Source organism: Polaromonas sp. P3_B4 (assembly GCF_056402835.1).
Genome location: NZ_JBFUGQ010000001.1, coordinates 1,925,705 through 1,952,136, shown reverse-complemented (window position 1 = coordinate 1,952,136; position 26,432 = coordinate 1,925,705). Strand labels below are relative to the sequence as shown.

Here is a 26,432-nt window from a genome sequence, read left to right as displayed (position 1 = left end):
TTAAAGAGGTAAACAAAATGGCATACAGCGAAAAAGTGGTAGACCACTATGAAAACCCCCGCAACGTCGGCTCCTTTGAAAAGGGCGACGAAACGGTAGGCACCGGCATGGTCGGCGCGCCTGCTTGCGGCGACGTGATGAAGCTGCAGATCAAGGTCAACCCGGTGACGGGCGTGATTGAAGATGCACGTTTCAAGACCTACGGCTGCGGCTCCGCGATTGCGTCAAGCTCGCTGGTGACCGAGTGGGTCAAGGGCAAGACGCTGGACGAAGCGGCAAGCATCAAGAACAGCGCGATTGCTGAAGAGCTGGCCCTGCCGCCTGTGAAGATTCACTGCTCCATCCTGGCGGAAGACGCCATCAAGGCCGCCGTGAACGATTACAAGCAAAAGCACACGCACTGATCAATCGCATTGCCCGTCACCTGTTTCCTTCGAGTGATTTAAATGTCCGTTACCCTGACTGATGCCGCCGCCCGCCACGTGACCCGCTACATGACCAAACGCGGCAAGGGTGTGGGCGTTCGCCTTGGCGTGAAGACCACCGGCTGCTCCGGCCTGGCTTACAAGCTGGAGTACGCCGACGAGATCGCACCGGAAGATGTCGTGTTTGAAGACAACGGCGTCAAGGTGCTGGTCGACCCTAAAAGCATGGCTTACATCGATGGCACCAAGCTCGACTTTGTGCGCGAAGGCCTGAACGAAGGCTTCAAGTTCATCAACCCCAACGAACGTGACCGTTGCGGCTGTGGCGAAAGCTTCCGGGTTTGACGGGCGAGCGGTCGAACGCGTGCTGCACCCTTATCAAAGCCGCCTCCACTGATTGTGCTGGCGGCTTTTTCTCGGCATGAATCTCCAATCCAACGACTTCGAGCTTTTCGGTGTTCCCCAGCGCTTCGCGCAGGATCGCGCGGCGCTTGACGCGCGCTGGAAGGATTTGCAGCGCGAAGCGCATCCTGACAAATTCGCGGCTAAGGGTACGGCCGCCCAGCGTGTGGCCATGCAGTGGTCGGTGCGCATCAACGAGGCCTACCAGCGGCTGAAAGACCCGCTCAAGCGGGCGAGCTATTTGTGTGAGCTGAACGGTGCGCCCATTAACGCCGAAAACAATACCACGATGCCGCACGACTTCCTGATGCAGCAGATGCAGTGGCGCGAAGCGCTCGACGATGCCGAAACAACTGAAGATTTTGAAGAAATAGCCTCCCAAGCCACAGTTGACGCGCGCAAGCAGCTATCAAAGATAGAGCAACTGCTGGACGTGGACAAGGACTTTCCTGCCGCAGCCCAGCAGGTCAGAAGCCTTATGTTTATTGAGCGCTTTGCCAGTGAGGTTGATGCACGCATCGACCAGCTGGGACAATAGGAACCTGTTCAATGTCTTTTTGGAGTCGCACAAGTACCTTTTCGGGATGGGATGCAAGGCGCGGTGCACCGCCAATAGCTGGGCTATTGGCAAGCGCCGCAACGCCGCAGACCGCCCGACAAGGCACTTGCCCGAAGGGTTGGAGTGAAATCGGGCGATTGGACACCCCGGCCGCTTGCATGGGCATCAGCCCATGCGGCGCATCCGAGGTATCCACTCATCCCGATTGCACTCCAATGCGATCTCCAAAATGACATTGAACAGGTTCCAAGGCATTACAGAAAAAGTACGACAACCGCGCATGGCACTCCTGCAAATTTCCGAACCCGGCCAGACGCCCGACCCGCACCAGCGACGCATCGCGGTGGGGATTGACCTGGGGACCACACATTCGCTGGTCGCCAGCGTGCGCAGTGGCGTATCCGAATGCCTGCCCGACGAGCAGGGGCGGGTGCTGCTGCCCAGCGTGGTGCGCTACCTTGAGGACGACAAGCGCCAGATCGGCTATGAAGCCCTGGCCGCGCAGGTGGAAGATCCGCGCAACACCATTTCTTCTGTCAAGCGTCTGATGGGCCGCGGCATTGACGACATCGGCAGCCGCGCTCAGTTGCCATACGAGTTGAACGACAAGCCGGGCATGGTCACGCTGCAGACTGTCGCCGGCGAGAAAAGCCCGGTCGAGATCAGCGCGGAGATTCTGGCCACGTTGCGTTACCGCGCCGAAGACACTTTTAATGACGATATTTATGGCGCCGTAATCACGGTGCCGGCCTACTTTGACGACGCCCAGCGCCAAGCAACCAAAGATGCGGCGCAACTGGCCGGCTTGAACGTGTTGCGCCTCCTCAATGAGCCCACGGCCGCCGCGATTGCGTATGGATTGGACAACGGCAGCGAAGGCGTCTACGCCGTCTATGACCTGGGTGGCGGCACCTTTGACATTTCCATCCTGCGCCTCACGCAAGGTGTCTTCGAAGTCGTGGCGACCGGTGGCGATTCCGCATTGGGCGGTGATGACTACGACCGTGCGCTTGTCGACTGGGTGCTGGCCAAGGCCGGGCTTGCGGCGGACACGCTCACGCCGTCCGATAAGGCGGCCTTGCAGCGTACCGCCCGGAACTGCAAGGAGGCGTTGTCGTCTGCGGACCCCGTGCCTTTTTCGGTGCAACTGGCTAAAGCCCTCGTCAATTTCGAAATGAAAGCGGAAGATTTTGAAACTGCTACCGCCCACCTGACACAGCGCACGCTGGCGGCCGTCCGCAAGGCGTTGCGCGATGCCAAACTGGCCAAAGAAGACATCCAGGGCGCGGTGCTGGTTGGGGGTTCCACCCGCATGCCGCAGGTGCGCAAGGCGGTTGCCAGCTTCTTCGGGCGCGAGCCGCTGGTCAACCTCAACCCCGATGAAGTGGTGGCGCTGGGCGCGGCCATTTCAGCCAACCAACTGGCCGGTAACAACATGGGCGCAGACCTGTTGCTGCTCGACGTGATCCCGCTGTCGCTGGGCATCGAGACCATGGGCGGGCTGGTCGAGCGCATCGTGCCGCGCAACCAGACCATCCCCACGGCCATGGCACAGGACTTCACCACCTACCAGGACGGCCAGACCGCCCTGGCGCTGCATGTGGTGCAGGGCGAACGCGACCTGGTGGCCGACTGCCGCAGCCTGGCCCGCTTCGAGCTGCGCGGCATTCCGCCCATGGTGGCGGGCGCTGCCCGCATCCGCGTGACGTTTACCGTCGATGCCGACGGGCTGCTCAGTGTGAATGCGAAAGAACAGGTCAGCGGCGTTGAGGCACGCATCGACGTGAAGCCTTCCTACGGCCTGTCGGACGACGATATTGCGCGCATGCTGCAAGACAGCTTTTCAACCGCGCAACAAGACATGCAGGCCCGTGCCCTGGCCGAAGCCCAGGTCGATGCCGACCGCATGATTCTGGCCACACAAAGCGCCCTGGCAGCGGATGCCGACCTGCTGAGCCCCAATGAACGGGCGCAGATCGACAGCCTGATCGTCGGCCTCGCCGACACGCGTGCCCACGGTGATGCGGCCGCAATCGAAGCGGCCACCCAGGCGCTGGCCAAAGGCACCGAAGGCTTTGCCGCCCAGCGCATGAACCGGGGCATCAAGCAAGCCCTCGCCGGTAAAAACATCGAGGCGGTCTGAACCGACTGACAACCATGCCCATCATCAAAATACTGCCTCATCCCGAATACTGCCCACAGGGCGCTGAAATCAGTGCGCCGGCCGGCACCTCGATTTGCGAAGCCCTGCTCGACAACAAGATCAACATCGAGCACGCCTGCGACCTCAGCTGCGCCTGCACAACCTGCCACGTCGTTGTGCGCGAAGGTTTCAATTCGCTGAATGAGCTCGACGAGAGCGAAGAAGACCTGCTGGACCGCGCCTGGGGCCTGGAACCCAATTCACGGCTGAGTTGCCAGGCCTTCCTGGCCCAGTCGGATGTGACGGTGGAGATACCCAAATACTCCATCAATCACGCAAAGGAAAATCATTAGCCCCCACGCTTGCCACTGCGTGTGCTGCGCTGCCCCCCGAGGGGGCGCATTTTTTCTAGGGGCGGCCCGGCGGAAAAACATCCACTGACCCAGCACAGCGATAATCCAGCCATGCGCCAAATCGTTCTTGACACCGAAACCACCGGTCTTTCCGCTGAAAACGGCGACCGCATCATCGAAATCGGTTGCGTCGAACTGGTAGCCCGCAAGCTCACCGGCAACAACCGCCACTTCTACCTGAACCCCGAACGCGACAGCCACGAGGACGCGCTCAAGGTTCACGGCATCAGCAACGAGTTCCTGAAAGACAAACCCAAGTTCTCGGCCGTGGCCAATGAACTGCTGGAGTACCTGCAGGACGCCGAGATCATCATCCACAACGCGCCTTTTGACGTGAGCTTCCTCAACAAGGAACTCGAACTCATCGGCAAGCCGCCCATCAAGCATTGCGTGGCCAAGGTCACCGACAGCCTGATGATGGCCAAGGAGCTGTTCCCGGGCAAACGCAACTCGCTGGACGCCTTGTGCGACCGGCTGGAAGTCGACAATTCGGGCCGGACCTTGCACGGCGCCTTGCTGGACGCTGAACTGCTGGCCGATGTCTACATCAATCTGACCCGTGGCCAGAATGCGCTGGTGATGGATGTTGGGGACAGCGCCCGGGAAGGCGATAGTGACGTGCCCCAGATGGATCTCAGCGCCTTTGACCTGCCGCTGCTCGCAGCCAACGACCAGGAGATCGCCGACCATGAAAAGCTGCTGGTGGATATTGACAAGGCCAGCAAGGGTAAAACGGTTTGGCGTGTTTTGGCGGCGTAAACAATAAAGCCATCGAAACAGCATATAATCTTAGGCTGACCAATAGGGCGGTTAGCTCAGGGGTAGAGCACTGCATTCACACTGCAGGGGTCGCAAGTTCGAAACTTGCACCGCCCACCAGAATTTGAAGAACAAAAAAGGCCAAGTCTTGCGACTTGGCCTTTTTTCATTTCGGCGCCGTAAACACCGATAGGCGCCAATAAGCGCCGTTTTTTGCCGTCGTGCTTAGAGCACTTCGCTGGCGAAATCAGCCAGCCGCGAACGTTCGCCGCGCGCCAGCGTGATGTGTCCGCCGTGGGGCCAGCCCTTGAAGCGGTCGACGGCAAAAGTCATGCCCGATGAGCCTTCAGTCAGGTACGGTGTGTCAATCTGCGCCAGGTTGCCCATGCAGATGATCTTGGTTCCGGGACCGGCCCGCGTGATCAGCGTTTTCATCTGTTTGGGCGTCAGGTTTTGTGCTTCGTCGATGATGACGTACTTGTTCAGGAAGGTGCGGCCGCGCATGAAATTCATGCTTTTCACCTTAATGCGCGAGCGGATCAGCTCGTTGGTGGCAGCGCGGCCCCATTCGCCCGAACCGCTGTCGGTCTTGCCCAACACTTCCAGGTTGTCGTCCAGTGCGCCCATCCAGGGGCCCATTTTTTCCTCTTCGGTACCCGGCAGGAAACCGATGTCTTCGCCAACGCTCACGGTGGCGCGCGTCATGATGATCTCGGTGTAGCGACGGTCATCCAGCACCTGCGTGAGGCCGCTGGCCAGTGCCATCAGCGTCTTGCCAGTGCCTGCCGTGCCGGCTAGCGTGACGAAGTCCACTTCGGGGTCCATCAGCAGGTTCATCGCGAAGTTTTGCTCGCGGTTGCGCGTGGTGACGCCCCAGACGGCGTTTTTGAGGTGGTTGTAGTCCTTCAGGGTCTTCAGAACGGCGGTTTTGGCCCGAATTTCCGTCACGCGGGCATACAGCGGGGGTTCGCCGGGGGCTTCAAAAAAAACAAACTGATTGATCAGCAGGCTACCCACGATGGGGCCCGTGATGCGGTAGAAGGTGTGGCTGCCTTGCTGCCAGCTTTCGACGGTTTTGCTCTGGCGCGTCCAGAAGTCAGCCGGCAGGGCCAGCGAGCCCGAATACAGCAGGTCGCCATCTTCCAGGGTTTTGTCGTTCTGGTAGTCGTCTGTGGCCAGGCCCAGGGCGCGGGCCTTGACGCGCATGTTGATGTCCTTGGACACCAGAACCACCTCGCGCGGCGCGTATTCCTTGCGCAAGGCCTCGACCACGCCCAGGATCTGGTTGTCGGCCTTGCCCTGCGGCAGGCTCATGGGCAGGGTGTAATCCAGCGGTTTGGTCTGGAAAAACAGGCAGCCACCAGCTTCAGGGTGGCCGGTGGTGTCCAGTTTCAGGCCTTTGGCAATGTCAGCGCCCTGGGTGCCTGCCAGCGCGTCCAGCGTCCGGCTGGTCTGGCGGGCGTTGCGCGCCACCTCGGTCATGCCCTTTTTGTGGCCGTCGAGCTCTTCAAGCACGATCATGGGCAGGAAGATGTCGTGCTCCTCAAACCGGAACAGGCACATTGGGTCGTGCATCAACACATTGGTGTCGAGCACGAACAATTTGGTGGGGCCGGTGCGCTTGGCCTTTTTGGGCTTGGCAGCCGGCTGCGGCAGTGGAATGCTCTCTTTTTTATAGCTGCTTGCGCTCGTCCTTGAAGGGTTGGCAGGCTCTTTTCCTTGAAACGCTGACGGATGCTGGCTGCCATCCCCTGCTGCGCGGCTGTCAAACAGGTCCATCACCGGGGGTTTCTGGGCGGATTCGGCACTTTCCGTCTTGCGTGCTTTGGAGGGCGAGCGGGCGGGCGCGTCAAGCGCGTCGGGGGAGAGCAGGGCGGCACGTTTGGTCGGGGCGGGGGGCAGGGGCATAGTGCTTAAAACTCTCTAAAAAAGAAGGGTTCCAGAAGCGAAAAAGCCGCCTTGAAACCAGGGCGGCTTGTTCTTTTGGCGCAGTTGCGAAGGTCAACAGCATGAGTTCATTATGCACAACTCGCGTGACAGGGCAATCCTTTGCAATTCTTTGTTGCTAACTGGCGTCAGGGCTGTTTCAGGCAGCCTTTTTGAGCGCCTTGACGGCCTTGAGCACGTCGTCCACGTGGCCGGGCACCTTCAGGCCGCGCCACTCTTCTTTCAGCTGACCGTCGGCGCCCACCAGGAAGGTGCTGCGCTCGATGCCCTTGACCTTCTTGCCGTACATGATCTTGTTTTTGACCACACCGAACATGTGGCACATTTTTTCTTCGGTGTCCGCAATCAGTTCGAACGGGAGTTCAAGCTTGGACTTGAACTCGTCGTGGGACTTCATATTGTCGCGGGACACGCCGAACACGGTTGCGCCGGCCTTGACGAAGTCCTTGTAGCGATCACGGAACTGCATGGCTTCCGTGGTGCAACCCGGTGTGTTGTCCTTGGGATAGAAGTACAGCACAACGACTTTGCCGAGGTGGGATGTGTTGGAAACCTTGATGCCGCTTGTGGCGATCGCTTCAAATTCGGGGAGTGGTTTATTGACGACGACTGCCATACTGAGTAGACCCTGACGAAAGTAGTTGTAATTAGCCGCGCCTTTTGGCAACCGGCCCGGGACGTGAGTCCTGGATGTGGTGCCAAGTGCAACCCTAGATTTTACCCTGAAAGAGAGGGCATTTCAGCCTTCTGTTCCTTCTGTTTCAATCAGCAGGGCAGCAATTACCTGCCGGCCTTCTCCCGCGAGGATGTTGTAGGTGCGGCATGCCGCCAATGTGTCCATGGTCTCAATGCCGATGCGGCGCTCCATCAGCGTGCGCAGGAAGGCCGGAGGCGGAAAGCGCAACCGGGAGCCGCTGCCAAAAATCACGAGTTCAGGCTGCGTCGCGGCCAGCAGGGCGAAATGCTCTGCCGTGAGTTGCTCAAAACGCGTGCAGTTCCAGTCAAACTTCTCGCCCCTTGAGCCAATCACGATGCTGTGTTCGATTTTCTCCGCGACACCATTGCTTCCCAGGCCGACCCAGCCTGGACCGTAGCCAAGGATGGACTGAACATCGAGACGGTCTGGCTGAAGTTTCATACGGGATTATTTGGGCGTTTCGATGGTGCGGAGGGCGCCGATGCACGGGGCGGTTTGACGGGTTTTAGAGGCGAAAACCCTCTTTTATGTGGTCAAATTATAGATTCCGCCCGAATTTCCCGCCGCAGTGCTGACGCTTCTTCCCCGTTGCCAGCATGGTGGGCCCCGAGGCCTTGCCCACATACCGATAAAACCGCATGAAACCGATCACCAAATCTGCCAAGCTGGCCAATGTCCTTTATGACATCCGCGGTCCGATCATGGATGCCGCCAAGCAGATGGAAGAAGAAGGCCAAAAGCTCATCAAGCTCAATATTGGCAATCTGGCGGTGTTTGGTTTTGATGCGCCCGAAGAAGTCCAGCAGGACATGATCCGCAACCTGCCTGCCTCGGCCGGTTATTCGGACAGCAAGGGCATTTTCGCGGCGCGCAAGGCCGTGATGCACGAAACCCAGAAGCAGGGCATCAAGGGCGTGACGCTGGACGACATTTACCTCGGTAACGGCGCGAGCGAACTGATCTCGATGGCCACCAACGCATTGCTCGACGACGGCGACGAGCTGCTGCTGCCGGCGCCAGACTACCCGCTGTGGACGGCTTCCACCAGCCTCTCGGGCGGCACGCCGGTGCATTACCGGTGTGATGAAAGCAATGGCTGGATGCCCAATCTGGACGATATCCGCGCCAGGATCACGCCAAAGACCAAGGCCATTGCGGTCATCAACCCCAACAACCCGACGGGCGCGCTGTACTCCGACGAACTGCTCAAAGGCATCATCGACATCGCACGCGAGCACGGTCTGGTCATTCTCGCGGACGAGGTTTATGACAAGGTGCTGTACGACGGTGTGAAGCACACGGCCATCGCCAGCCTGTCGACTGACGTGCTCACGGTGACCTTCAATTCGCTTTCCAAGAGCTACCGCTCATGTGGCTACCGCGCCGGCTGGATGGTGGTGTCCGGCCCCAAGAAGCAGGCGCAGGACTACATCGAAGGCCTGAACATGCTGGCCAACATGAAGCTGTGCTCCAACGTGCCCGGCCAGTGGGCCATCCAGACGGCGTTGGGCGGCTACCAAAGCATCAACGACCTGACTTGCGAAGGCGGGCGCTTGCGCCGCCAGCGCGACCTGGCCTATGAGCTGATCACCGCCATTCCGGGCGTGAGCTGCGTCAAGCCCAGCGCTGCGCTCTACATGTTTCCCCGTCTCGATCCCAAGGTCTACCCAATCAAGGACGATCGCCAGTTTTTCCTGGAGCTCCTCAAGGAGACCAAGGTCATGCTGGTACAGGGCACGGGATTTAACTGGCCCGAGCCGGACCACTTTCGCATCGTCTTCCTGCCGCATGAGGAAGACCTGCGCGAAGCCATTGGCCGCATTGCGAAGTTCCTCGAGAACTACCGCAACAACCGAACTTGACCCTGCATTCGGCCCCATTCCTCTTCCTCGCTCTTTTGAGGGCAGGACTCCAAATCAACGTAAAGCAAGACCTCAGCGACTATGAAACCGACGAATTTGAGCCCGATCCGGGTAGGCCTTCTGGGCATTGGCACCGTGGGTAGCGGCACCTACAACGTACTACAGCGCAACCAGGAAGAAATCCGCCGCCGCGCCGGCCGCGGCATTGAGATCACCATGGTGGCCGACCTCGACGTGGCGCGCGCGAAGGCCGCAGTCGGCCCCGGTGTGCAGGTCGTGGACGACGCCCGCAAGGTCGTGGCCAGCCCTGACGTCGACATCGTGATCGAACTGATAGGCGGCTATGGCATCGCCAAACAACTGGTGCTTGAAGCCATCGAAGCCGGCAAGCACGTGGTCACCGCCAACAAGGCGCTGCTGGCTGTGCACGGCACCGAGATTTTTGCAGCGGCTCACCGCAAGGGCGTGATGGTCGCGTTTGAAGCGGCCGTGGCCGGCGGCATCCCCATCATCAAGGCCTTACGCGAAGGCCTCACCGCCAACAGCATCCAGTGGATCGCCGGCATCATCAACGGCACCACCAACTTCATCCTGTCCGAGATGCGCGACAAGGGCCTGGACTTCGACGTCGTGCTGAAAGAAGCACAGCGCCTGGGTTACGCCGAAGCCGACCCCACCTTCGACATCGAAGGCGTGGACGCCGGCCACAAGGTCACGCTGATGTCGGCGATCGCCTTCGGCATCCCGGTGCAGTTCGACAAGGCTTACGTCGAAGGCATCACTGGCCTGGCCGCACAAGACATTCGCTATGCCGAACAACTCGGTTACCGCATCAAGCTGCTGGGCATCACCAAGCGCGCCGCCAATGGCATCGAGCTGCGTGTGCACCCGAGCCTGGTGCCGGCCAAGCGCCTGATCGCCAATGTTGAAGGCGCGATGAACGCCGTGGTGGTGCAGGGCGACGCCGTCGGCACCACGTTGTACTACGGCAAGGGCGCGGGCAGCGAGCCCACCGCCAGCGCCGTGATCGCCGACCTTGTGGACATCGCCCGTCTGCACACCGCAGATCCCGAGCACCGCGTGCCGCACCTGGCCTTCCAGCCCGATGCGATGAGCGACCTGCCTGTGGTGCTCATGTCCGAAGTCGTCACCAGCTACTACCTGCGCCTCAAAGTCGCAGACCAGGCCGGTGTACTGGCCAAGGTCACCGGCATCCTGGCCGGCACGGGCATCAGCATTGACGCCGTGCTGCAGCGCGAAGCCGATGAAGTGGGCGGCGTGGGTTCCACGCACACCGACCTCATCATCCTCACGCATGAGTGCGTGGAAGCGAAGATGAACGAAGCCCTGGCGCAAATGCAGGCGCTGCCTACGGTGCTGGCGCCCATCACGCGCATCCGCAAGGAGGAGCTGGCCTGATGCTGTACATCTCCACCCGCGGCCACGCCGAACGCAAGCGTTTTTGTGAAATCCTGCTCGAAGGCCTGGCGCCCGACGGTGGCCTCTACTTGCCCGAGCAATATCCGCAGGTGGATGCCGCCACGCTGCAGAAGTGGCGTGGCCTGCCTTACGCTGAACTGGCGTTCGAGGTTCTTTCGCTCTACGTCGACGACATTCCCGCCGTCGACCTCGAGGCTATCTGCAACAAGACCTACACCGAAGAGGTGTTCGGCACAAAAGCCATCGTCCCGCTGAAAAAGCTTGAAGACGGCCTCTACCTCGAAGCCCTCTCCAACGGCCCCACGTTGGCCTTCAAGGACATGGCCATGCAGCTGCTGGGCAACCTGTTCGAATACGAACTGGCCCGCCGAGGCGAAGAACTCAACATCCTGGGCGCCACCAGCGGCGACACTGGCAGCGCAGCCGAATACGCCATGCGCGGCAAAAAGGGCGTGCGCGTCTTCATGACCTCGCCGAACGGCCGCATGAGCCCCTTCCAGCAGGCGCAGATGTTCAGCTTGCAGGACGAGAACATCCACAACATCGCGATCGACGGTGTGTTTGACGACTGCCAGGACATCGTCAAGGCCGTCTCCAACGACCTGACCTTCAAGCGCCAGTACAAGATCGGTACCGTCAACTCAATCAACTGGGCGCGCCTGATGGCGCAGGTGGTGTATTACTTCGCGGGGTATTTTCAAGCGACCCAATCGAATGCCGAGAAGGTCAACTTCACCGTTCCTTCCGGCAATTTCGGCAACGTCTGCGCCGGCCATGTCGCCCGCATGATGGGCCTGCCTATAGCCAAGCTGGTAGTGGCCACCAACGAAAACGACGTGCTCTACGAGTTCTTCCGCACCGGTGTCTACCGCGTGCGCAGCAGCGCCGACACACACGAAACCTCCAGCCCGTCCATGGACATTTCCAAGGCTTCGAACTTCGAGCGCTTTGTGTTTGACCTGCTGGGCCGTGACGGCGCCAAGACCAAAGCCTTGTTCCATGACCAGCTCGGCAGCCAGGGCTACTTTGACCTGAGCGCGGAGGCAGCCTTCAAGTCGACCGCGCAGCGCTACGGTTTTGTGAGCGGCAAGAGCACCCATGCCGACCGGCTGGCCACCATCCGCGACACCTACAAACGCTTCGGCACCATGATCGACACCCACACCGCCGACGGCGTGAAGGTGGCGCGCGAGCAGTTGCAACCCGGTGTGCCCATGATCGTGCTGGAGACTGCGCTTCCCATCAAGTTCGCGGCGACCATTGAAGAAGCCCTGGGCCGGTTGCCCACGCGGCCGGCGAAGTTCGAAGGCATTGAGGCCTTGCCGAAACGCGTCAAGGTGCTGCCGGCCGATGCAGCCGTGATCAAACGCTACATTGCCGACAATGTGCATTAAATCGGGCTGTAGCCCATATCTGACTTGCGCAAGCAGCTATATTTTTAATAGCGGCCTGGGCGTCTTCCGGCCTTTCTTTCTGTGAGAGCGACATCATGAACGTGGTCGGATTTGCCGGGTATTCCGGTTCGGGCAAGACGACACTGGTCGAAAAGCTGATCCCGGCACTGAAGGCCAGAGGCCTGCGCGTGTCGGTGGTCAAGCATGCGCACCACAAGTTCGACATTGACCATCCCGGCAAAGACACTTTCCGGCATCGCCAGGCCGGTGCCTTTGAAGTGGTCGTGGCCTCGCCAAACCGGCTTGCGCTGATGCGTGAATTTGAAAAGCCGTCCGAGCTCACCGTTCACCAGCTGATCGCCGAGCTGTATGGCGGCGTGGACTGGGTGCTGGTAGAGGGCTTCAAGAGCAGCGACCTGCTCAAGATCGAAGTCTGGCGTGCGCCTTCGGCCGACTATGCCGGCAAGCCCCCGCTCTACCCGGACGACGATTTCATCGTCGCCGTTGCCACGGATGCACCCGGCAAGCTGCCCCAAGCAACCTTGCGCCCGGTGCTGGATTTGGACGACGCCGACGCCGTGGCGGAGTACCTGGTCAACAATCAGGAACGCTTCGCCTATTCGTTTGAAGACCGTTTCGGTTAAACGTTCGCCAAAGCAGGCTTTTTTCGTTCCGTTCATGTTTTTGTTCCGGACACCCCGACCATGAGTTCTGTTTCCTCCGCGCCCGCCGGCCCGGCGCTTGCGCCGCAGCCCGGCCGGGCCCCCTTGAAGCCGCTGGACCAGGCGCTGGCCGAATTGCTGGGCCGCGCGGCATTGCTGCCCGGTGCCGAGACGGTTTCCACCTTCGATGCCGACGGCCGGGTGCTGGCCCAGGACCTGGTGTCCAGCCTCGATGTGCCGGCACACGACAACAGTTCCATGGACGGCTATGCGGTGCGTGTTGCCGACTGGTCGGCCGATGCGGTGCTGCAGGTCAACCAGCGCATTCCGGCCGGCAGCAGCGGCCACATGCTCGCGCCAGCCTCTGCGGCGCGCATTTTCACCGGCGCCCCCATTCCGCCGGGCGCCGACGCGGTGGTCATGCAGGAAGACTGCGAGACGGTCAACGCCGGCAGCGAAAGCCAGGCCGGCGTGCGCATTCAGACAGCGCCCAGAGCGGGCCAGTGGATTCGCCGTCGGGGCGAAGACGTCGCTGCCGGCGCCGTGGTGCTGCACCGTGGCGAGCGCCTGACGCCGGCCTCGCTTGGTCTTGCCGCCAGCATCGGCTTCGACAGATTGCAGGTGGCGCCCCGGGTGCGCGTCGCCCTGTTTTCCACGGGCGACGAACTTGTCATGCCTGGCGAGGTTGCACCCGCCGACATGAAGCCCGGCGCCATCTACAACTCCAACCGCTTCTTTTTGCGTGCGCTGCTGCTGCGCCTGGGCTGTACGGTCACTGACCTGGGCATCGTGCCCGACCGCCTGGACGCCACCATCGCCGCGCTCAAGGGCGCCAGCGAGCAGCACGACCTGATCCTCACCAGCGGTGGCGTGTCGGTGGGCGAAGAAGACCATATCAAGCCCGCCGTGCAGGCGCTGGGCGAACTGGCGCTCTGGCAGATCGCCATGAAGCCGGGCAAGCCCTTCGCCTACGGCAAGATTGCAGGCTCCCACTTCATCGGCCTGCCTGGCAACCCGGTGTCCAGTTTTGTGACCTTCCTGGTCCTGGTGCGGCCCTTCCTGCTCAAGTTGCAAGGGGCTGTGCAAACCGCCGTCAGCCCGATTGCGGCGCCGGCCCATTTCAATTGGCCCAAAGCCGACAAGCGCCGCGAATTCCTGCGCGTCAGGCGCAACGCGTCCGGCGGGCTGGAACTGTTCACCAACCAGAGTTCCGGCGTGCTGACCTCGGTGGTCTGGGGCGACGGCGTGATCGACAACCCGGCAGGCCAGACCATCGCGCACGGGGACGTGGTGCAGTTCCTTCCGTTTTCAGCCTTGATGTCGTGAGGGCATTCCCGGTAAGACCTTTATGAAAATCACCGTCAAATACTTTGCCTCGATCCGCGAAGCCATAGGGCAGGGCAGCGAGTTGCGCGACACTTCTGCCGCTACGCTGGCCGCGCTGCGCGATGAGTTGCTGGCGGCCACGCCCGCGCACGCTGCAGCGCTTGCGCGCGGCAAGTCGGTGCGCATGGCGCTCAACCAGGTCATGAGCGATGAGTCGGCTGTACTCAGCGAAGGCTGCGAAGTCGCCTTCTTTCCCCCCGTCACCGGCGGTTGATTCACTCACTCTCGGCGGCTCAAACCACCAGCGCATCCAGCTTCACAAGCCGCTCCACCAGCGCCGCAGACGCGCGCGTCATCGGGCTGCGCAACTCGTCACTCAGCAAACTCTGTCGCGCCAGCAATGCCTTGAGCGGGCCTGGATTGGGTTCTGCAAACAGGGCTTCAATCAGCGGCGGCAGCGGTCTCCACAAAGCCTCGGCCCCAGCTACGTCACCCGCTCGAAGGCGCTGAACAATTTCCGCAAATCGCGACGTATGCAAATGCGCCGCTGCCGCGATAGCGCCCCGGCCGCCTGCTGCCACAGTCGCGAAGATGTTTGCATCCTCACCGGCCAGCACCTGCAATAGCCCATCGGCGATCAGTGCCCGCGTTTTTGCCGTGTCACCCCCGCAATCCTTGACGGCTTGTATGCGCGGGTGGGCCGCCAGCGCCCGGATGGTTTCGAGTGCCATCTGGCTCCCCGTGCGGTAGGGGATGTCGTAAAGCACCACCGACACCGCGCTGGCATCGGCCAGGGTGGTAAACCATTCGATCAGTCCCTCTTGTGAGGGCCGGATATAGCTGGGCGCCGGCAGCAAGATGCCCGCGAGGTTCAGTGGGCTCAAAGCACGAACGCGCGCCACTGTTTTGCCCAGGTGATAGCCCGACAAGCCCATGATCACCGGCAGGTCGGGGGCTTCTGCCATCACGGTTTGCAGCACCTCTAGTTGCTCTTCATCGCTGAGCGCGGCAGCTTCACCCGTAGAGCCGCATACCACCAGCCCCGCGATGCCGCAGGCCTGGTAGTGCGCTACCAGGCGCTTCAAGGCCCCGTAGTCGACCTTGTCCTGGTCAAACGGGGTAACGAGCGGGATCCAGAGTCCCGAGAAATCGTGAGTTGCCTGAGTGGCTTGATTCGCCTGCTCGGCATTGAGCGCTGTTTGCATGAATACACATCCCAAAAAACTGACCGGCTAAAAAGGCCGTCATCAGAACAAGAGAAGGTGTCCGCAAAAGACTCTGGAAAAGTAACCGGCGGTTCCATCGCTCATTCGACGACGGAACCGCAGCCCCGGTCAAATGAGCAACGGTTTTTTCGATTTGCTGGCGCACGCCTCAAAGCCACGGGCGCTGTCGGGCGTCCGGGTGGCAAGGAGGTGAATGTGGCCAGTCATGCCGCCATATTACTTGAGGGGCCGGGCTGTGGCACTGTTTCGGCGTCGAATAAGCACCGGCCTGGTTGGCCCAGTGGCAAAATTGCCACTATGGCCCAGTCTTCCCCCCGCGTCCTCATCACCACCGACGACTTCAACCTCGCCGATGAAGTTGCCGCGCTGCGCGCAAACGACAAGCGCGTCGGCGCCGTCTGCACCTTCACCGGCACGGTTCGGGACCGCAATATGGCCCCCACGCCCGGCACTGGCGTGTCCTCGCTGCCCCCCGAGGGGGCTGAACTTGCTCGGGGCGGCCCTTCGCTGCGTTCGTCGGCCGGCGCGGGAGAAGTACTTTCCATGGAGCTCGAACACTACCCCGGCATGACCGAAAAAGCCATCGAAGCCATGATCGATGAGGCGATGTCGCGTTTTGATATTTTTGGCGCCCGCGTCATCCACCGCGTCGGCCTGCTGCAGCCGCTGGACCAGGTGGTGATGGTGGCCGTAGTGTCAGCCCATCGCGGCGAAAGCTTCAAGGCCTGCGAATTCCTGATGGACTACCTGAAAACCCAGGCGCCGTTCTGGAAGAAGGAAGAAACGCCGGAAGGCGCCCGCTGGGTGGATGCCCGCGTCACCGACGATGCGGCGCTGGCCAAATGGGGAATTTCGGCCCGAAACGCTTAGCCCCGCAATTTTCTGATTTCTCTGGAAGGTATTTATGTTTCGTTGTTACAGAGTTCTATCGCTGTTTATCTGCTTCATAGGCTTGGCTGGTTGTGCAAGCAATATCACGCGACAAACACCCGATGTGCAGACCAGGCGGGTAAGCAGCGCCGAAGTTGTGTGGGTCAATCCTGGCGCCATACCCATGGCCGTCACCGTTTCCACTTACGGCTATTCCCCTCCGCCTGTCAGCGGCGCATATGTCGTATCTGCCAGGAAAGAGGTCGAAGAGCTGCTGACTGAAATCCGGGGGCAAATGACTGCCCAGATTGAAACAGCGCTAAAAGACGGCGGTGCAACGCGCGGCGATGATGCGCAGATTCGTATCCGGGTCACTGGGACTCACCACACCATAACGGGTCCAGGGGCTGTTCTGGTTGTTTCCGTTCACTTCAAGGAATCACCGCCAGGCACAAAGCCTTGGTCCGTTGAAATCAAGGGAGGTACGCCCATCGGCAGTGACAGCAAAAGCGTGGCGGGCAAATTTGCAAGAACGGCTGTTGCGGAGCTGGCTGCGGCAGGAATTATCAAGGTCAGGGCGCAGTAGTTTGGCGGTTTTCAAGTTCAGGTAGCAGGCCGTTGCGCTTCACGCAAGCAAAAACACCTTGATCTCTGTGACCGGCAGTGGCTCTTTTCCCAAGGGCAGCGAGGCGTCTTTGGCTGGTGGATCCCGAAGCCGCTGGACAAGGTGGTCCGGCAACGCCTGAACCGGGCGGGCTTGACGCACATCAAACGCGGCCCAATGGCTTGCCTTGCTTGCTGCTAGATGACTTGAAAAGGGGCGTAAAAGCCCCAAACTCGGCAATAACCGCTCCTTCGTGAGCCCGGAGCCCCTTTGCGGAGTCAAATTCAATGCGACAAGACAAACTAACCACCAAATTCCAGGAAGCCCTGAGCGATGCGCAGTCCCTCGCGCTGGGCAACGACAACGGCTATATCGAGCCGGTTCACCTGTTGGCAGCCATGCTGCGCCAGGAAGACGGCCCGCGTGCCCTCCTTGAAAAAGCCGGCGTCAACGTGGGCGGCCTCACGCAGGCAGCTGATGCGGCCGTTAAAAAACTGCCGCAGGTGCAGGGCCAGGACCAGATCCAGGTCAGCCCCGACCTCGCCAGGCTGCTGCAGGCCACTGAAAAAGAAGCCATCAAGCGCAACGACCAGTTCATTGCAGGTGAACTCTTTTTGCTGGCTGTGGCCGACAGCAAGAGCGACGTGGGCCGGCTGGCCAAAGAAAACGGCCTGACCCGCAAGGCGCTGGAAGCGGCGATCGACGCCGTGCGCGGCGGGCAGGGCGTGAACAGCGCCGACGCCGAAGGCCAGCGCGAAGCCCTCAAGAAATACTGCATGGACCTGACCGAGCGCGCCCGCCTGGGCAAGCTCGACCCGGTGATCGGCCGCGACGATGAAATCCGCCGCGCGATCCAGGTGCTGCAGCGCCGAACCAAAAACAACCCGGTGCTGATCGGCGAGCCCGGCGTCGGCAAGACCGCCATCGTAGAAGGCCTGGCCCAGCGCATCGTGGCCGGTGAGGTGCCGGATTCGCTCAAGGGCAAGCGTGTGCTGAGCCTGGACATGGCCGCACTGCTGGCCGGCGCCAAGTTCCGCGGTGAGTTTGAAGAGCGCCTGAAAACCGTGCTCAACGAACTCGCCAAGGACGAAGGCCAGACCATCGTCTTCATTGACGAGTTGCACACCATGGTGGGCGCCGGCAAGGCAGAAGGCGCCATGGACGCGGGCAATATGCTCAAACCTGCGCTGGCACGCGGCGAGTTACATTGCGTCGGCGCCACTACGCTCGACGAATACCGCAAGTACATCGAAAAAGACGCCGCACTGGAGCGCCGCTTCCAGAAGATTCTGGTGGGCGAGCCGAGCGTGGAGGCGACGATTGCCATCCTGCGTGGCCTGCAAGAGAAATACGAAGAGCACCACGGCGTGCAGATCACCGACCCGGCCATCGTGGCCGCGGCCGAGCTGAGCCATCGCTACATCACCGACCGGTTCCTGCCCGACAAGGCCATCGACCTGATCGATGAAGCCGCGGCCAAGATCAAGATAGAGATGGACTCCAAGCCCGAGGTCATGGACAAGCTCGACCGCCGCCTGATCCAGCTACAGATCGAGCGCGAAGCCGTGCGCCGCGAAAAAGACGAGTCTTCGAAAAAGCGCTTCGACCTGATTGAAGAGGAGATCGCCAAGCTGCAAAAGGAGATATCCGACCTCGATGAAATCTGGCAGGCCGAAAAAGCCCAGGCGCTCGGCTCCAAGGACGTGATGGAAGAAGTCGGCCGCATTCGCTTCCAGATCGAGGAATTCACCCGCAAGGGCGACTTCAACAAAGTCGCCGAGCTGCAATACGGCAAGCTGCCCGAGCTGGAAAAGCGCCTCAAAGAAGCGCAGGCTAGCGAAGCCAGCAAGGGAAAGTCCAGTGCGCCCACCTTGCTGCGCACCCAGGTCGGCGCTGAAGAGATCGCCGAGGTCGTGGCGCGCGCCACCGGCATCCCCGTCAGCAAGCTGATGCAGGGCGAGCGCGACAAGTTGCTGCTCATGGAAGGCAAGCTGCACGAGCGTGTGGTCGGCCAGGACGAAGCCATCGGCGCCGTGGCCAATGCCATCCGCCGCTCGCGTTCGGGTCTTTCCGACCCGAACCGGCCTACGGGATCTTTCCTGTTCCTGGGCCCCACCGGCGTCGGCAAGACCGAGCTGTGCAAGGCGCTGGCGGGTTTCCTGTTCGACAGCGAAGACCACCTGATCCGCATCGACATGAGCGAGTTCATGGAAAAGCATTCCGTGGCCCGCCTGATCGGCGCGCCTCCCGGCTACGTGGGCTACGAGGAGGGCGGCTACCTGACCGAAGCCGTGCGCCGCAAGCCCTACAGCGTGCTGCTGCTCGATGAGGTGGAAAAAGCCCACCCCGATGTCTTCAATGTGCTGCTGCAGGTGCTGGACGATGGCCGCCTGACCGACGGCCAGGGCCGCACCGTGGACTTCAAGAATACCGTGATCGTCATGACCAGCAATATCGGCTCGCCCATCATCCAGTCCATGGTGGGGCAGCCCTATGAGGATGTGAAGGAAGCGGTGGAGGGCGAGCTGAAGAACTACTTCCGGCCCGAGTTCCTGAACCGTATCGACGAGACCGTGGTGTTCCATTCGCTCGACGCGAAAAACATCGAGTCCATCGCCCGCATCCAGCTGCGTACGCTGATAGCGCGTCTGCAGAAGATGGACCTCAACATGGAGGTGTCGGAAGCGGCGATTGCCGAGCTCGCCAAGGTCGGGTTCGACCCGGTGTTTGGCGCGCGCCCGCTCAAGCGTGCGATTCAGCAGCGCATTGAAAACCCGCTGTCGAAGTTATTGCTTGAGGGCAAGTTCCCGCCCAAGAGCACCATCCCGGTGGATGTGGACCCGATCCAGAATCCGGGGGTGTTCAGCTTCGAAGCGGCGGCCGGGTGAGGCCGGGCTGAGCGGCGCCTGCAGCTTGCTATCGGATTGATAGCTGCTCGCGCTTACCAGCGGGGGCTGGTGGCCATTATTGATGTGAAAAAGACAAAAACCCGTTCCTGCGCACGCAGGCAACGGGTTTTTTCTTGCTCGCCGTCTGAGGCGGCTGGCAGAGCGGCTTGCGGACAGGATCCGTTAAAGTCATTCACGAGACCGTACAAAAACCCGCAGCCATGAAAGCCATCGACTGCATGGCGGCGCCGGCGCTGCAAAGGAGACAAACGCCCATGAGCACCCTGATCTACACCCACGAAGCCTGTTTCGACCATCGTCCCGGCCCGCACCACCCGGAGTCGCCCGAGCGTCTCGAAGCCGTGCTGCGGGCACTGAAGACACCGGAGTTTGCGAAGGCGCTCTGGCGCGATGCGCCGCTGGGCTCCTTCGATCAGGTGCTCCACGTGCACACACCCGGCTATGTGGAGCAAGTGCAGGCTGTGTCGCCGGCCGAGGGTTACCGCGCGCTCGATGCCGGTGACACCATCCTGTCGCCGGGCTCGCTGGAGGCGGTGATGCGTTGCGTGGGTGCGGCCTGTGCCGGCGTGGACGATGTGGTGACAAGGGAGGCGAGCAACGTTTTTTGCGCTACCCGCCCCTGCGGCCACCATGCCGAGGCCGACCAGGCCATGGGTTTTTGCGTGTTCAACCAGGCGGCCATTGCAGCGCTGCATGCCCGCGAGCGGCACGGCATCCAGCGTGTTGCGGTGGTGGACTTCGACGTGCACCACGGCAACGGCACGCAGAACTCGTTCTACGACGACCCGGACCTGTTCTACGGTTCCTGCCACCAGTCCCAGTTTTACCCCGGCACCGGCGCGCGCCATGAAACCGGCGTGGCTGGAAACATCGTGAATGTGCCGTTTCCGCGGGGCACCGGGTCTGCCGCCTTCCGCGCCGCGATGACCGACCAGTTGTTGCCGGCCCTGCGCAAGTTTGCGCCCGGGCTGCTGATCATCTCCGCGGGCTTCGATGCCCATCATCTGGATCCGCTGGGCGGCCTGAAGTTCACGGACGACGATTACCACTGGATCACCCGGGAGTTGATGAAGGTGGCCGATGAAACCGCCGAGGGCCGTGTGGTTTCCGTCCTCGAGGGAGGCTACAGCATGGAAGGCCTGGCCAGCGGCACGGCGGCGCATGTGCGCGCGCTGATGGGCAACTGACCCGGGAAACGCCCGGGGAACGCAAACAGACAGGCCCTAGCTGCCCAGGCCCGCATAAATGGTCTGCACATCGTCATTGGCATCGATGGCGGCCAGGAAGGCTTCGACTTCCTCGAGTTCGGCGGCGCTGAGGGTTGCCGGATCGACCGGGTTTTTCGGCTTGTAGCCCAGCTTGGCCGACAGCACGCTGAAACCCTGGGCCGGCAGTGCGCGGCTCACCAGGTCCAGGTCGACTGCGTCGGTCAGGAACAGGGTGGTGCCTTCTTCTTCGCCCGGCTCAAAGTCCTGGGCGCCCGCTTCAATGGCGGCCAGCTCGGGGTCGGCGCCTGCTGCGGCAGGTTCGGCTTCAATCATGCCCACGTGGTCAAAATCCCAGGACACCGAGCCGGAAGTGCCCAGCTGCCCCTTGCGAAACAGCACACGAACTTCGGATGCGGTGCGGTTCAGGTTGTCGGTCAGGCATTCGACCATGACCGGCACGCGGTGGGGGGCAAAACCTTCGTAGATCACGTGTTCAAAATGAACCGCATCGCCCGTGAGGCCGGCGCCTTTTTTGATGGCGCGCTCCAGCGTGTCTTTGGGCATGGAGACCTTGCGGGCCTGCTCCACCACCAGCCGCAGGCGGGCGTTCAATGACGGGTCGGCACCGCTGCGCGCGGCCACCATGATTTCCTTGGCCAGTTTTCCAAATACCTTGCCCTTGGCATTTGCGGCCAGTTCCTTGCCTTTTGCTTTCCACTGCGCGCCCATGTTTGATCTTCCTTGGTGTGTCGTGGCGCCCGATGCGCCCGGCTTGATGCTTATTGATGTGAGGTGAGCGGCCACGCGCGGGATGAGGAAAAAGCGCGGGACCGGGGGCTCTGGTTATACACCCATGGCCGCGGCGGCCTGCCGGCGGGCCTTGCGGGCGAGCTACACACATTGGCATTCCTGAAATTGCTATCTATTTGATAGCTGCTGGCGCACGATGTTATTAGGCTGCAGACATTTTTGATGCCTGAAAAGGGGCAGAAACAGCCTTCCTGGCCGCCCAAACGCTCAAACCACCACGCCGGCGGTCTGTAGAAATGCCTGCAGGGCGGTAAAGTCCAGCGGCTTGGTGAGGTGCTCATCGAACCCGGCGGCCAGCGCGCGGCTTTTGTCTTCGTCCGTGCCGAAGCCGGTGAGGGCCGCGACCGTCACCTGCTCGCCGCCGTGCAGGGCGCGCAGGGCTGCCAGCACCTCGTAGCCGTTCATTCCCGGCATGCCGAGGTCCAGCAAAACGGCCTGGGGTGCCTGCTGGCGAAACATCTCCAGCGCAGCGGGGCCGTCATAGGCCACTTTCACCTGGCAGTCCATCAGCCTGAGAATCTCCGCCAGGCTATTGGCTGCGTCGCGGTTGTCGTCCACCACCAGGATGGCCGCGCCCGGACCGCTTGCGTCATCGGTGCCGTGCACGCCTGTCTGCGCATTGGGCAGGAAAAAAGTGAATGTGCTGCCGCGGCCTGGGCCCTCACTTTCAGCATGCAGTGCGCCGCCGTGCATTTCCACCAGGGAGCGTGCCAGCGTCAGGCCGATGCCCAGCCCGCTTTCCCGCGCGGCTGTCTGCGCGTCGCCCTGGGAGAACAGCTCGAAGATCTGGCTGAGCGCCTGGGACGACAGACCCAGCCCGTTGTCGCGGACCGAGGTGTAGAGCTGCGTGCCCTCTTGCCAGACTTTCAGCTCGATCAGGCCCGCCTCGGGGGTGTACTTTGCGGCATTGACCAGCAGGTTCTGCAGGACCTGGGCAAGCCGTGTGGCGTCTCCCTGCACCAGCGGCGACGCGGCCGGGATGTCTGCCTTCAGGCGGTGGCGCCGCGCATCAAACAAGGGGCGCACGGCCTCAATGGAGCGGGCCACCACCTGGTTGTAGGAAACCTGCTCCGCCTTGAACCGGATCTTGCCGGTGGTCAGCCGCCCGACATCGAGCAGGTCGTCGACCAGGCGTGTCATGTGCGTGAGCTGCCGGTCAATCATGTCGCGGCTGCTTCGAACCAGCGGGCTGGGGGAGGGTTCCAGTTGCAGGATGGTGATGGCGTTGCGGATGGGCGCCAGCGGGTTGCGCAGCTCGTGCGCCAGCATGGCCAGGAACTCGCTCATGCGCTTGCTGGATTTTTCCAGCTCGTGCAGGCGCCGCCTTTCGGTCATGTCGCGTGTGACTTTGACAAAGCCGCGCAGTTGCCGGCCCGTGTCATACACCGGGGCGATCACCACATTGGCCCAAAACACCGAGCCGTCCCGCCGAACGCGCCAGCCTTCTTCTTCAGCGCGGCCATGCTCCAGGGCCGCCTTCAGCTCGGCTTCGGGTTTGCCGGCCTCCAGGTCTTCAGGGCGGTAAAACAGGCTGAAATGTTTGCCGATGACTTCGCTCGGGCTGTAGCCCTTGATGAGCTGCGCGCCGCTGTTCCAGCTCTCGATCACGCCGTCGGGGCTGAGCATGAAGATCGCGTAGTCCCGCACCCCTTCGATCATGAACCTGAAGCGTTCCTCGCTCTCGCGCAGCGCTTCCTCGTGAGCCCGGCGTTCCGTGAGGTCGCGTGTGACCTTGCCGAAGCCGGCGAGTTTTCCGTTCTCGTCCCTGAGCGCGGTAATGACAACATTGGCCCAGAAACGGCTGCCGTCCTTGCGTATGCGCCAGCCTTCTTCCTCGAAGCGCCCGTCTCTTTCCGCGCGGCGCAGCTCCTCGGCGGGCCATCCGGCGGCGACGGCCTCAGGGGGATAAAAGGTGGAGAAATTCCGGCCGATGATCTCGTCGGCCCGGTACTGTTTGATGCGCTGGGCGCCGATATTCCAGGACATCACGTTGCCCGCGGTGTCGAGCATGAAGATGCCGTAGTCCTGCACCGCATCCACCAGCAGGCGAAAGCGATCCGTTGTAATCTGTTCCGGGCTAGGAGCTGGCTTGGCGGACATGCCCGCCATGATAGCCAACTTGACCATCCCGGCCTATCGGCCGTGTTCGCGTGGGGGCGTCAGCCGCGCGCGGGTATGCCCAACCCCGTGACGACGGCAGGGCGCGCCACAAACGCGTCGAGCACGCGCGTCACGTTGGGAAATTTCTGGATTTCCACCAGCTCACCGGCGCCATAAAACCCGATCAGGTTGCGCACCCAGCCGAAGGTGGCGATGTCGGCAATGGTGTAGTCGTCGCCCATGATCCAGCTGCGGCCTTCGAGCCGCTGGTTCAGCACGCCGAGCAGGCGGCTGGACTCGGCGACATAGCGGTCGCGCGGGCGCTTGTCCTCATAGTCCTTGCCGGCGAACTTGTGAAAAAAGCCGAGCTGGCCAAACATCGGGCCGATGCCGCCCATCTGGAACATCAGCCACTGGATGGTTTCGTAACGGGCAGCTGCGTCCGTTGGCAGGAATTTACCGGTCTTCTCGGCAAGGTAGATCAGGATCGCGCCGGACTCGAATAGGCCCAGCGGTTTACCGCCAGGACCGTTCGGATCGAGGATGGCCGGGATCTTGTTGTTCGGGTTGAGCGACAGAAATGCCGGCGACATCTGGTCGTTGCTGCCAAAGTCAACGAGGTGCGGCTCGTAGGGCAGGCCGCACTCTTCCAGCATGATCGATACCTTGACGCCATTGGGCGTGGGCAGCGAATACAGCTGGATGCGGTCAGGGTGCTGGGCGGGCCATTTCCGGGTGATGGGGAAATCCGCAAGGGAAGTGTTTGTGGGTTGGGTCATGGGTCGAAATTCTGTTGTCAAAAGCGAAAACGCCGACGGCGCAGCCCGCTAGTCCCGCCGGCCAGCGGGGGTATTCAGGCCCGCCAGCCGCGAAGACCGTGGCCGGCCCTTTACTTCACCGGAATCACCGTGCCCGCCGGCACCGGAACCGCTGTCACGCTGTTCTGCGGCGAACCTTCGATCACGCGGTCGGAATAGGTGAGGTAGACGAGGGTGTTGCGTTTGGTGTCCACCATGCGCACCACACGCAGCTTTTTGAAGACCAGCGAAATGCGTTCGCTGAACATTTCTTCCTGCTTCTCGATCGGTTTGCCTCCCGGGAAACTGATCACGCTGGTCTGCCGGCAGGCTATCGAGGCTTCGGCCTTGTCTTCGGCCACGCCGAATGCGCCCTTGATTCCACCCGTCTTGGCGCGCGAGACATAACAGGTGACGCCGCTCACTTTGGGGTCGTCATAGGCTTCCACCACGATCTTGTGGTCCGGCCCGATGAATTTGAAGACCGTGTCGACCGCGCCGATCTCTTCACCGCCGGCGCCTCCGCAGGCGGACAGAAGCAGCACCAGGCTGAGGGCGCAATAGGCGGGGCTGAATCGTTGCAGGGTGAGTTGGCGCATGAACATGTCCTTGGTGCTTGGTATGGGAATCGGAAGGGCGGCGGGAGGGCGTCAGGTAGCTACTGTACAAAGCCCGCCGCCAGGTGCCTGGGCTGCGCGGCCCTGCGACAAGGTAGTATATTGGATTGCTATATATTTGATAGCTGCTTGCGCTTGTCTTTATTGGGCTGTAGCCATTTCAGGTCTTCACCAGGTCAAAATGCCCGCTCGCAAGGCGTTCCCCATTGACCATGATGTCCACCGCGTGCCGCCCGGCATGGTGCACACGGGTGGTGAAGTCGCGCACGACCTGGCTGCGCGACAGCTGCACGCTTTCGCCGGCGGCCAGCGTTAACTCCTTGAGTTTGAATACCTTGGCCGAGCTGCTGCCCGATTTCTTGACGTAGTGCACCGCGTAGTCCACCACCAGCCGCTGGCTTTGGCGCGAGGTGGATTGCAGTGTGAACGACAGTGACATCCGCTCGCCCAGGGTGAGTTTCTTGGGGGTGATGGACAAACCGCTGATGCCGACGTCCGCCTTTTTACCGGCGCCGATCACACCCAGCGCCTGCCTGTCGCCCTGCTTGATCAGTGTGCGCAGCGCGTGCCGGGCAATCCACGCGGTGTGCGGGTTGTCCAGCGGCCAGCTCCTCAGGCGCTCCAGCACCCAGTCGGGGTGCAGCTTGGTGACGTCGTTGAGGTGGTTGGCCACCGACTTGCGTACGTAGAGGCTGCTGTCGGACTTCAGCGATTCCAGGATGGGCGCGGCAAGTTCGGGGTCGGCCATCAGCGCATCCAGCCTGAAAGACCAGGGCAGGCGAGGGCGGCTGCCTTCGCTGGCCAGGCGCCGCACATGCTCGCTCTTGTCTTTGGCCCAGGCCTTCATCACGGCCAGCGTGCGCGCAGGGTCCTGGCGGATGAATTCACGGATGGCGAACTCCGAGGTCCCGAAGGCGGTGAAAAACTTCAGCGCCTCCATGGAGGTGTCGAAATCATCGCGCCCATACAGGCCCACATAGTCCGGCAGTACCAGCGTGACGAAGCCGCTGTTGATGCGCGGGGCCAGCTTGCGCAGGATGGCGATGGCTTTTGGGAAGTCAGCCGGCAATGTGGCGTGCAGGCACTCGCTGGTGCGCCGCAGGCGCTGCATCAGCGAGAGCTCGTCCAGGCCAGGGAGCGCGAGTGCAAGAAATTTTTTACCGTCAAAACGCGGGTAGACCGCGGTGGTTTCTGCCGCGATGTGGCGATAGCGCACCTTGTCAAAGATGTTTTTCAGGGCGGGCGCTGCTTCGGTGGACATG

General features: G+C 61.6%; 25 protein-coding genes and 1 tRNA gene. 17 read left to right on the top strand and 9 right to left on the bottom strand.

What is annotated here, in order from left to right; translation table 11 throughout:
- Nucleotides 1-17 precede the first annotated feature (17 nt).
- The 7 genes from iscU (at nt 18) to AC1DVV_RS09280 (ending at nt 4,821) form a co-directional block, all read left to right on the top strand.
- Nucleotides 18-404 carry a Fe-S cluster assembly scaffold IscU gene (gene iscU / locus AC1DVV_RS09310; RefSeq protein ID WP_092128183.1) on the top strand — a complete coding sequence of 129 codons (387 nt, stop codon included), beginning with the start codon at nt 18-20 and terminating at the stop codon, nt 402-404.
- Nucleotides 405-446: 42 nt separating this feature from the next.
- On the top strand, nt 447-770 hold the full coding sequence (iscA, locus tag AC1DVV_RS09305; protein WP_074575253.1) for an iron-sulfur cluster assembly protein IscA: 324 nt from the start codon (nt 447-449) through the stop codon (nt 768-770).
- Nucleotides 771-846: 76 nt separating this feature from the next.
- Nucleotides 847-1,365 carry a Fe-S protein assembly co-chaperone HscB gene (hscB, locus tag AC1DVV_RS09300; protein WP_477689383.1) on the top strand — a complete coding sequence of 173 codons (519 nt, stop codon included), beginning with the start codon at nt 847-849 and terminating at the stop codon, nt 1,363-1,365.
- A 301-nt stretch (nt 1,366-1,666) separates the two neighbouring features.
- Nucleotides 1,667-3,529 (top strand): Fe-S protein assembly chaperone HscA, encoded by a 1,863-nt coding sequence (gene hscA / locus AC1DVV_RS09295; protein WP_457280419.1) that lies wholly within the window; start codon nt 1,667-1,669, stop codon nt 3,527-3,529.
- Nucleotides 3,530-3,543: 14 nt separating this feature from the next.
- Nucleotides 3,544-3,882, top strand: a complete 339-nt coding sequence (gene fdx / locus AC1DVV_RS09290) for an ISC system 2Fe-2S type ferredoxin (RefSeq protein WP_436154118.1) — start codon at nt 3,544-3,546, stop codon at nt 3,880-3,882.
- Nucleotides 3,883-3,993: 111 nt separating this feature from the next.
- Nucleotides 3,994-4,701 carry a DNA polymerase III subunit epsilon gene (dnaQ, locus tag AC1DVV_RS09285; RefSeq protein ID WP_457280421.1) on the top strand — a complete coding sequence of 236 codons (708 nt, stop codon included), beginning with the start codon at nt 3,994-3,996 and terminating at the stop codon, nt 4,699-4,701.
- Between the two features lie 45 nt (nt 4,702-4,746).
- A tRNA-Val gene (locus AC1DVV_RS09280) sits at nt 4,747-4,821 on the top strand.
- A gap of 105 nt (nt 4,822-4,926) precedes the next feature.
- On the opposite strand, the gene AC1DVV_RS09275 is transcribed toward AC1DVV_RS09280, so the two are convergent.
- The 3 genes from AC1DVV_RS09275 to AC1DVV_RS09265 all read right to left on the bottom strand — a co-directional run bounded on the left by AC1DVV_RS09275 (nt 4,927) and on the right by AC1DVV_RS09265 (nt 7,786).
- Entirely contained in the window at nt 4,927-6,609 is a 1,683-nt protein-coding gene (locus tag AC1DVV_RS09275) for a PhoH family protein (protein WP_457280422.1), read from the bottom strand.
- A 178-nt stretch (nt 6,610-6,787) separates the two neighbouring features.
- Entirely contained in the window at nt 6,788-7,264 is a 477-nt protein-coding gene (locus AC1DVV_RS09270) for a peroxiredoxin (RefSeq protein ID WP_457280423.1), read from the bottom strand.
- A 123-nt stretch (nt 7,265-7,387) separates the two neighbouring features.
- Nucleotides 7,388-7,786, bottom strand: a complete 399-nt coding sequence (locus AC1DVV_RS09265; protein WP_477665775.1) for an Mth938-like domain-containing protein — start codon at nt 7,784-7,786, stop codon at nt 7,388-7,390.
- 197 nt (nt 7,787-7,983) lie between these two features.
- On the opposite strand from AC1DVV_RS09265, the gene AC1DVV_RS09260 reads away from it, so the two are divergent.
- The 6 genes from AC1DVV_RS09260 to moaD all read left to right on the top strand — a co-directional run bounded on the left by AC1DVV_RS09260 (nt 7,984) and on the right by moaD (nt 14,303).
- The gene (locus AC1DVV_RS09260) at nt 7,984-9,207 is read left to right on the top strand and encodes a pyridoxal phosphate-dependent aminotransferase (protein WP_477665776.1); all 1,224 of its coding nucleotides are present in this window, start codon (nt 7,984-7,986) and stop codon (nt 9,205-9,207) included.
- A 96-nt stretch (nt 9,208-9,303) separates the two neighbouring features.
- On the top strand, nt 9,304-10,626 hold the full coding sequence (locus AC1DVV_RS09255) for a homoserine dehydrogenase (RefSeq protein WP_457280973.1): 1,323 nt from the start codon (nt 9,304-9,306) through the stop codon (nt 10,624-10,626).
- Nucleotides 10,626-12,041, top strand: coding sequence for a threonine synthase (gene thrC / locus AC1DVV_RS09250; protein WP_477665777.1), 1,416 nt, complete (start codon nt 10,626-10,628; stop codon nt 12,039-12,041). The genes AC1DVV_RS09255 and thrC overlap by 1 nt, the downstream gene beginning before the upstream one ends.
- Nucleotides 12,042-12,136: 95 nt before the next feature.
- Complete coding sequence (gene mobB, locus AC1DVV_RS09245) at nt 12,137-12,685, top strand: molybdopterin-guanine dinucleotide biosynthesis protein B (protein ID WP_457280427.1); 549 nt, start codon at nt 12,137-12,139, stop codon at nt 12,683-12,685.
- A gap of 60 nt (nt 12,686-12,745) precedes the next feature.
- Nucleotides 12,746-14,029: a molybdopterin molybdotransferase MoeA gene (locus AC1DVV_RS09240; protein WP_477665778.1), complete on the top strand. Its 1,284-nt coding sequence runs from the start codon at nt 12,746-12,748 to the stop codon at nt 14,027-14,029.
- A gap of 22 nt (nt 14,030-14,051) precedes the next feature.
- Nucleotides 14,052-14,303, top strand: coding sequence for a molybdopterin converting factor subunit 1 (moaD, locus tag AC1DVV_RS09235; protein WP_457280429.1), 252 nt, complete (start codon nt 14,052-14,054; stop codon nt 14,301-14,303).
- A 19-nt stretch (nt 14,304-14,322) separates the two neighbouring features.
- Here the strand turns inward: moaD and dapA are convergent, their stop codons facing one another.
- Nucleotides 14,323-15,234, bottom strand: a complete 912-nt coding sequence (gene dapA, locus AC1DVV_RS09230; protein WP_477665779.1) for a 4-hydroxy-tetrahydrodipicolinate synthase — start codon at nt 15,232-15,234, stop codon at nt 14,323-14,325.
- 318 nt (nt 15,235-15,552) lie between these two features.
- Here dapA and AC1DVV_RS09225 point away from each other — a divergent pair, with 318 nt between their 5' ends.
- The 4 genes from AC1DVV_RS09225 to AC1DVV_RS09210 all read left to right on the top strand — a co-directional run bounded on the left by AC1DVV_RS09225 (nt 15,553) and on the right by AC1DVV_RS09210 (nt 20,825).
- Nucleotides 15,553-16,125, top strand: a complete 573-nt coding sequence (locus AC1DVV_RS09225; protein WP_477665780.1) for a molybdenum cofactor biosynthesis protein MoaE — start codon at nt 15,553-15,555, stop codon at nt 16,123-16,125.
- 184 nt (nt 16,126-16,309) lie between these two features.
- Complete coding sequence (locus AC1DVV_RS09220; protein ID WP_457280432.1) at nt 16,310-16,711, top strand: hypothetical protein; 402 nt, start codon at nt 16,310-16,312, stop codon at nt 16,709-16,711.
- Nucleotides 16,712-17,016: 305 nt separating this feature from the next.
- Nucleotides 17,017-19,617, top strand: a complete 2,601-nt coding sequence (clpB, locus tag AC1DVV_RS09215) for an ATP-dependent chaperone ClpB (RefSeq protein ID WP_477665781.1) — start codon at nt 17,017-17,019, stop codon at nt 19,615-19,617.
- Nucleotides 19,618-19,892: 275 nt separating this feature from the next.
- Nucleotides 19,893-20,825: a histone deacetylase family protein gene (locus AC1DVV_RS09210; RefSeq protein WP_457280434.1), complete on the top strand. Its 933-nt coding sequence runs from the start codon at nt 19,893-19,895 to the stop codon at nt 20,823-20,825.
- Between the two features lie 36 nt (nt 20,826-20,861).
- On the opposite strand, the gene AC1DVV_RS09205 is transcribed toward AC1DVV_RS09210, so the two are convergent.
- The 5 genes from AC1DVV_RS09205 to AC1DVV_RS09185 form a co-directional block, all read right to left on the bottom strand.
- Entirely contained in the window at nt 20,862-21,575 is a 714-nt protein-coding gene (locus AC1DVV_RS09205) for a YebC/PmpR family DNA-binding transcriptional regulator (protein ID WP_457280435.1), read from the bottom strand.
- Nucleotides 21,576-21,863: 288 nt separating this feature from the next.
- Nucleotides 21,864-23,756 carry a PAS domain-containing hybrid sensor histidine kinase/response regulator gene (locus tag AC1DVV_RS09200; RefSeq protein ID WP_477702106.1) on the bottom strand — a complete coding sequence of 631 codons (1,893 nt, stop codon included), beginning with the start codon at nt 23,754-23,756 and terminating at the stop codon, nt 21,864-21,866.
- A gap of 59 nt (nt 23,757-23,815) precedes the next feature.
- Complete coding sequence (locus AC1DVV_RS09195) at nt 23,816-24,535, bottom strand: glutathione S-transferase N-terminal domain-containing protein (RefSeq protein ID WP_477702087.1); 720 nt, start codon at nt 24,533-24,535, stop codon at nt 23,816-23,818.
- Nucleotides 24,536-24,645: 110 nt separating this feature from the next.
- Nucleotides 24,646-25,152: a CreA family protein gene (locus tag AC1DVV_RS09190; RefSeq protein WP_457280437.1), complete on the bottom strand. Its 507-nt coding sequence runs from the start codon at nt 25,150-25,152 to the stop codon at nt 24,646-24,648.
- Between the two features lie 178 nt (nt 25,153-25,330).
- The gene (locus AC1DVV_RS09185) at nt 25,331-26,431 is read right to left on the bottom strand and encodes a DNA alkylation repair protein (protein ID WP_477702088.1); all 1,101 of its coding nucleotides are present in this window, start codon (nt 26,429-26,431) and stop codon (nt 25,331-25,333) included.
- Nucleotide 26,432 lies beyond the last annotated feature (1 nt).

Coding starts and splice junctions, on each gene's coding strand:
- iscU (WP_092128183.1), top strand. CDS start 18: ATGGCATACAGCGAAAAAGTGGTAGACCACTATGAAAACCCCCGCAAC.
- iscA (WP_074575253.1), top strand. CDS start 447: ATGTCCGTTACCCTGACTGATGCCGCCGCCCGCCACGTGACCCGCTAC.
- hscB (WP_477689383.1), top strand. CDS start 847: ATGAATCTCCAATCCAACGACTTCGAGCTTTTCGGTGTTCCCCAGCGC.
- hscA (WP_457280419.1), top strand. CDS start 1,667: ATGGCACTCCTGCAAATTTCCGAACCCGGCCAGACGCCCGACCCGCAC.
- fdx (WP_436154118.1), top strand. CDS start 3,544: ATGCCCATCATCAAAATACTGCCTCATCCCGAATACTGCCCACAGGGC.
- dnaQ (WP_457280421.1), top strand. CDS start 3,994: ATGCGCCAAATCGTTCTTGACACCGAAACCACCGGTCTTTCCGCTGAA.
- AC1DVV_RS09275 (WP_457280422.1), bottom strand. CDS start 6,609: ATGCCCCTGCCCCCCGCCCCGACCAAACGTGCCGCCCTGCTCTCCCCC.
- AC1DVV_RS09270 (WP_457280423.1), bottom strand. CDS start 7,264: ATGGCAGTCGTCGTCAATAAACCACTCCCCGAATTTGAAGCGATCGCC.
- AC1DVV_RS09265 (WP_477665775.1), bottom strand. CDS start 7,786: ATGAAACTTCAGCCAGACCGTCTCGATGTTCAGTCCATCCTTGGCTAC.
- AC1DVV_RS09260 (WP_477665776.1), top strand. CDS start 7,984: ATGAAACCGATCACCAAATCTGCCAAGCTGGCCAATGTCCTTTATGAC.
- thrC (WP_477665777.1), top strand. CDS start 10,626: ATGCTGTACATCTCCACCCGCGGCCACGCCGAACGCAAGCGTTTTTGT.
- mobB (WP_457280427.1), top strand. CDS start 12,137: ATGAACGTGGTCGGATTTGCCGGGTATTCCGGTTCGGGCAAGACGACA.
- AC1DVV_RS09240 (WP_477665778.1), top strand. CDS start 12,746: ATGAGTTCTGTTTCCTCCGCGCCCGCCGGCCCGGCGCTTGCGCCGCAG.
- moaD (WP_457280429.1), top strand. CDS start 14,052: ATGAAAATCACCGTCAAATACTTTGCCTCGATCCGCGAAGCCATAGGG.
- dapA (WP_477665779.1), bottom strand. CDS start 15,234: ATGCAAACAGCGCTCAATGCCGAGCAGGCGAATCAAGCCACTCAGGCA.
- AC1DVV_RS09225 (WP_477665780.1), top strand. CDS start 15,553: ATGGCCCAGTCTTCCCCCCGCGTCCTCATCACCACCGACGACTTCAAC.
- AC1DVV_RS09220 (WP_457280432.1), top strand. CDS start 16,310: ATGGCCGTCACCGTTTCCACTTACGGCTATTCCCCTCCGCCTGTCAGC.
- clpB (WP_477665781.1), top strand. CDS start 17,017: ATGCGACAAGACAAACTAACCACCAAATTCCAGGAAGCCCTGAGCGAT.
- AC1DVV_RS09210 (WP_457280434.1), top strand. CDS start 19,893: ATGAGCACCCTGATCTACACCCACGAAGCCTGTTTCGACCATCGTCCC.
- AC1DVV_RS09205 (WP_457280435.1), bottom strand. CDS start 21,575: ATGGGCGCGCAGTGGAAAGCAAAAGGCAAGGAACTGGCCGCAAATGCC.
- AC1DVV_RS09200 (WP_477702106.1), bottom strand. CDS start 23,756: ATGTCCGCCAAGCCAGCTCCTAGCCCGGAACAGATTACAACGGATCGC.
- AC1DVV_RS09195 (WP_477702087.1), bottom strand. CDS start 24,535: ATGACCCAACCCACAAACACTTCCCTTGCGGATTTCCCCATCACCCGG.
- AC1DVV_RS09190 (WP_457280437.1), bottom strand. CDS start 25,152: ATGCGCCAACTCACCCTGCAACGATTCAGCCCCGCCTATTGCGCCCTC.
- AC1DVV_RS09185 (WP_477702088.1), bottom strand. CDS start 26,431: ATGTCCACCGAAGCAGCGCCCGCCCTGAAAAACATCTTTGACAAGGTG.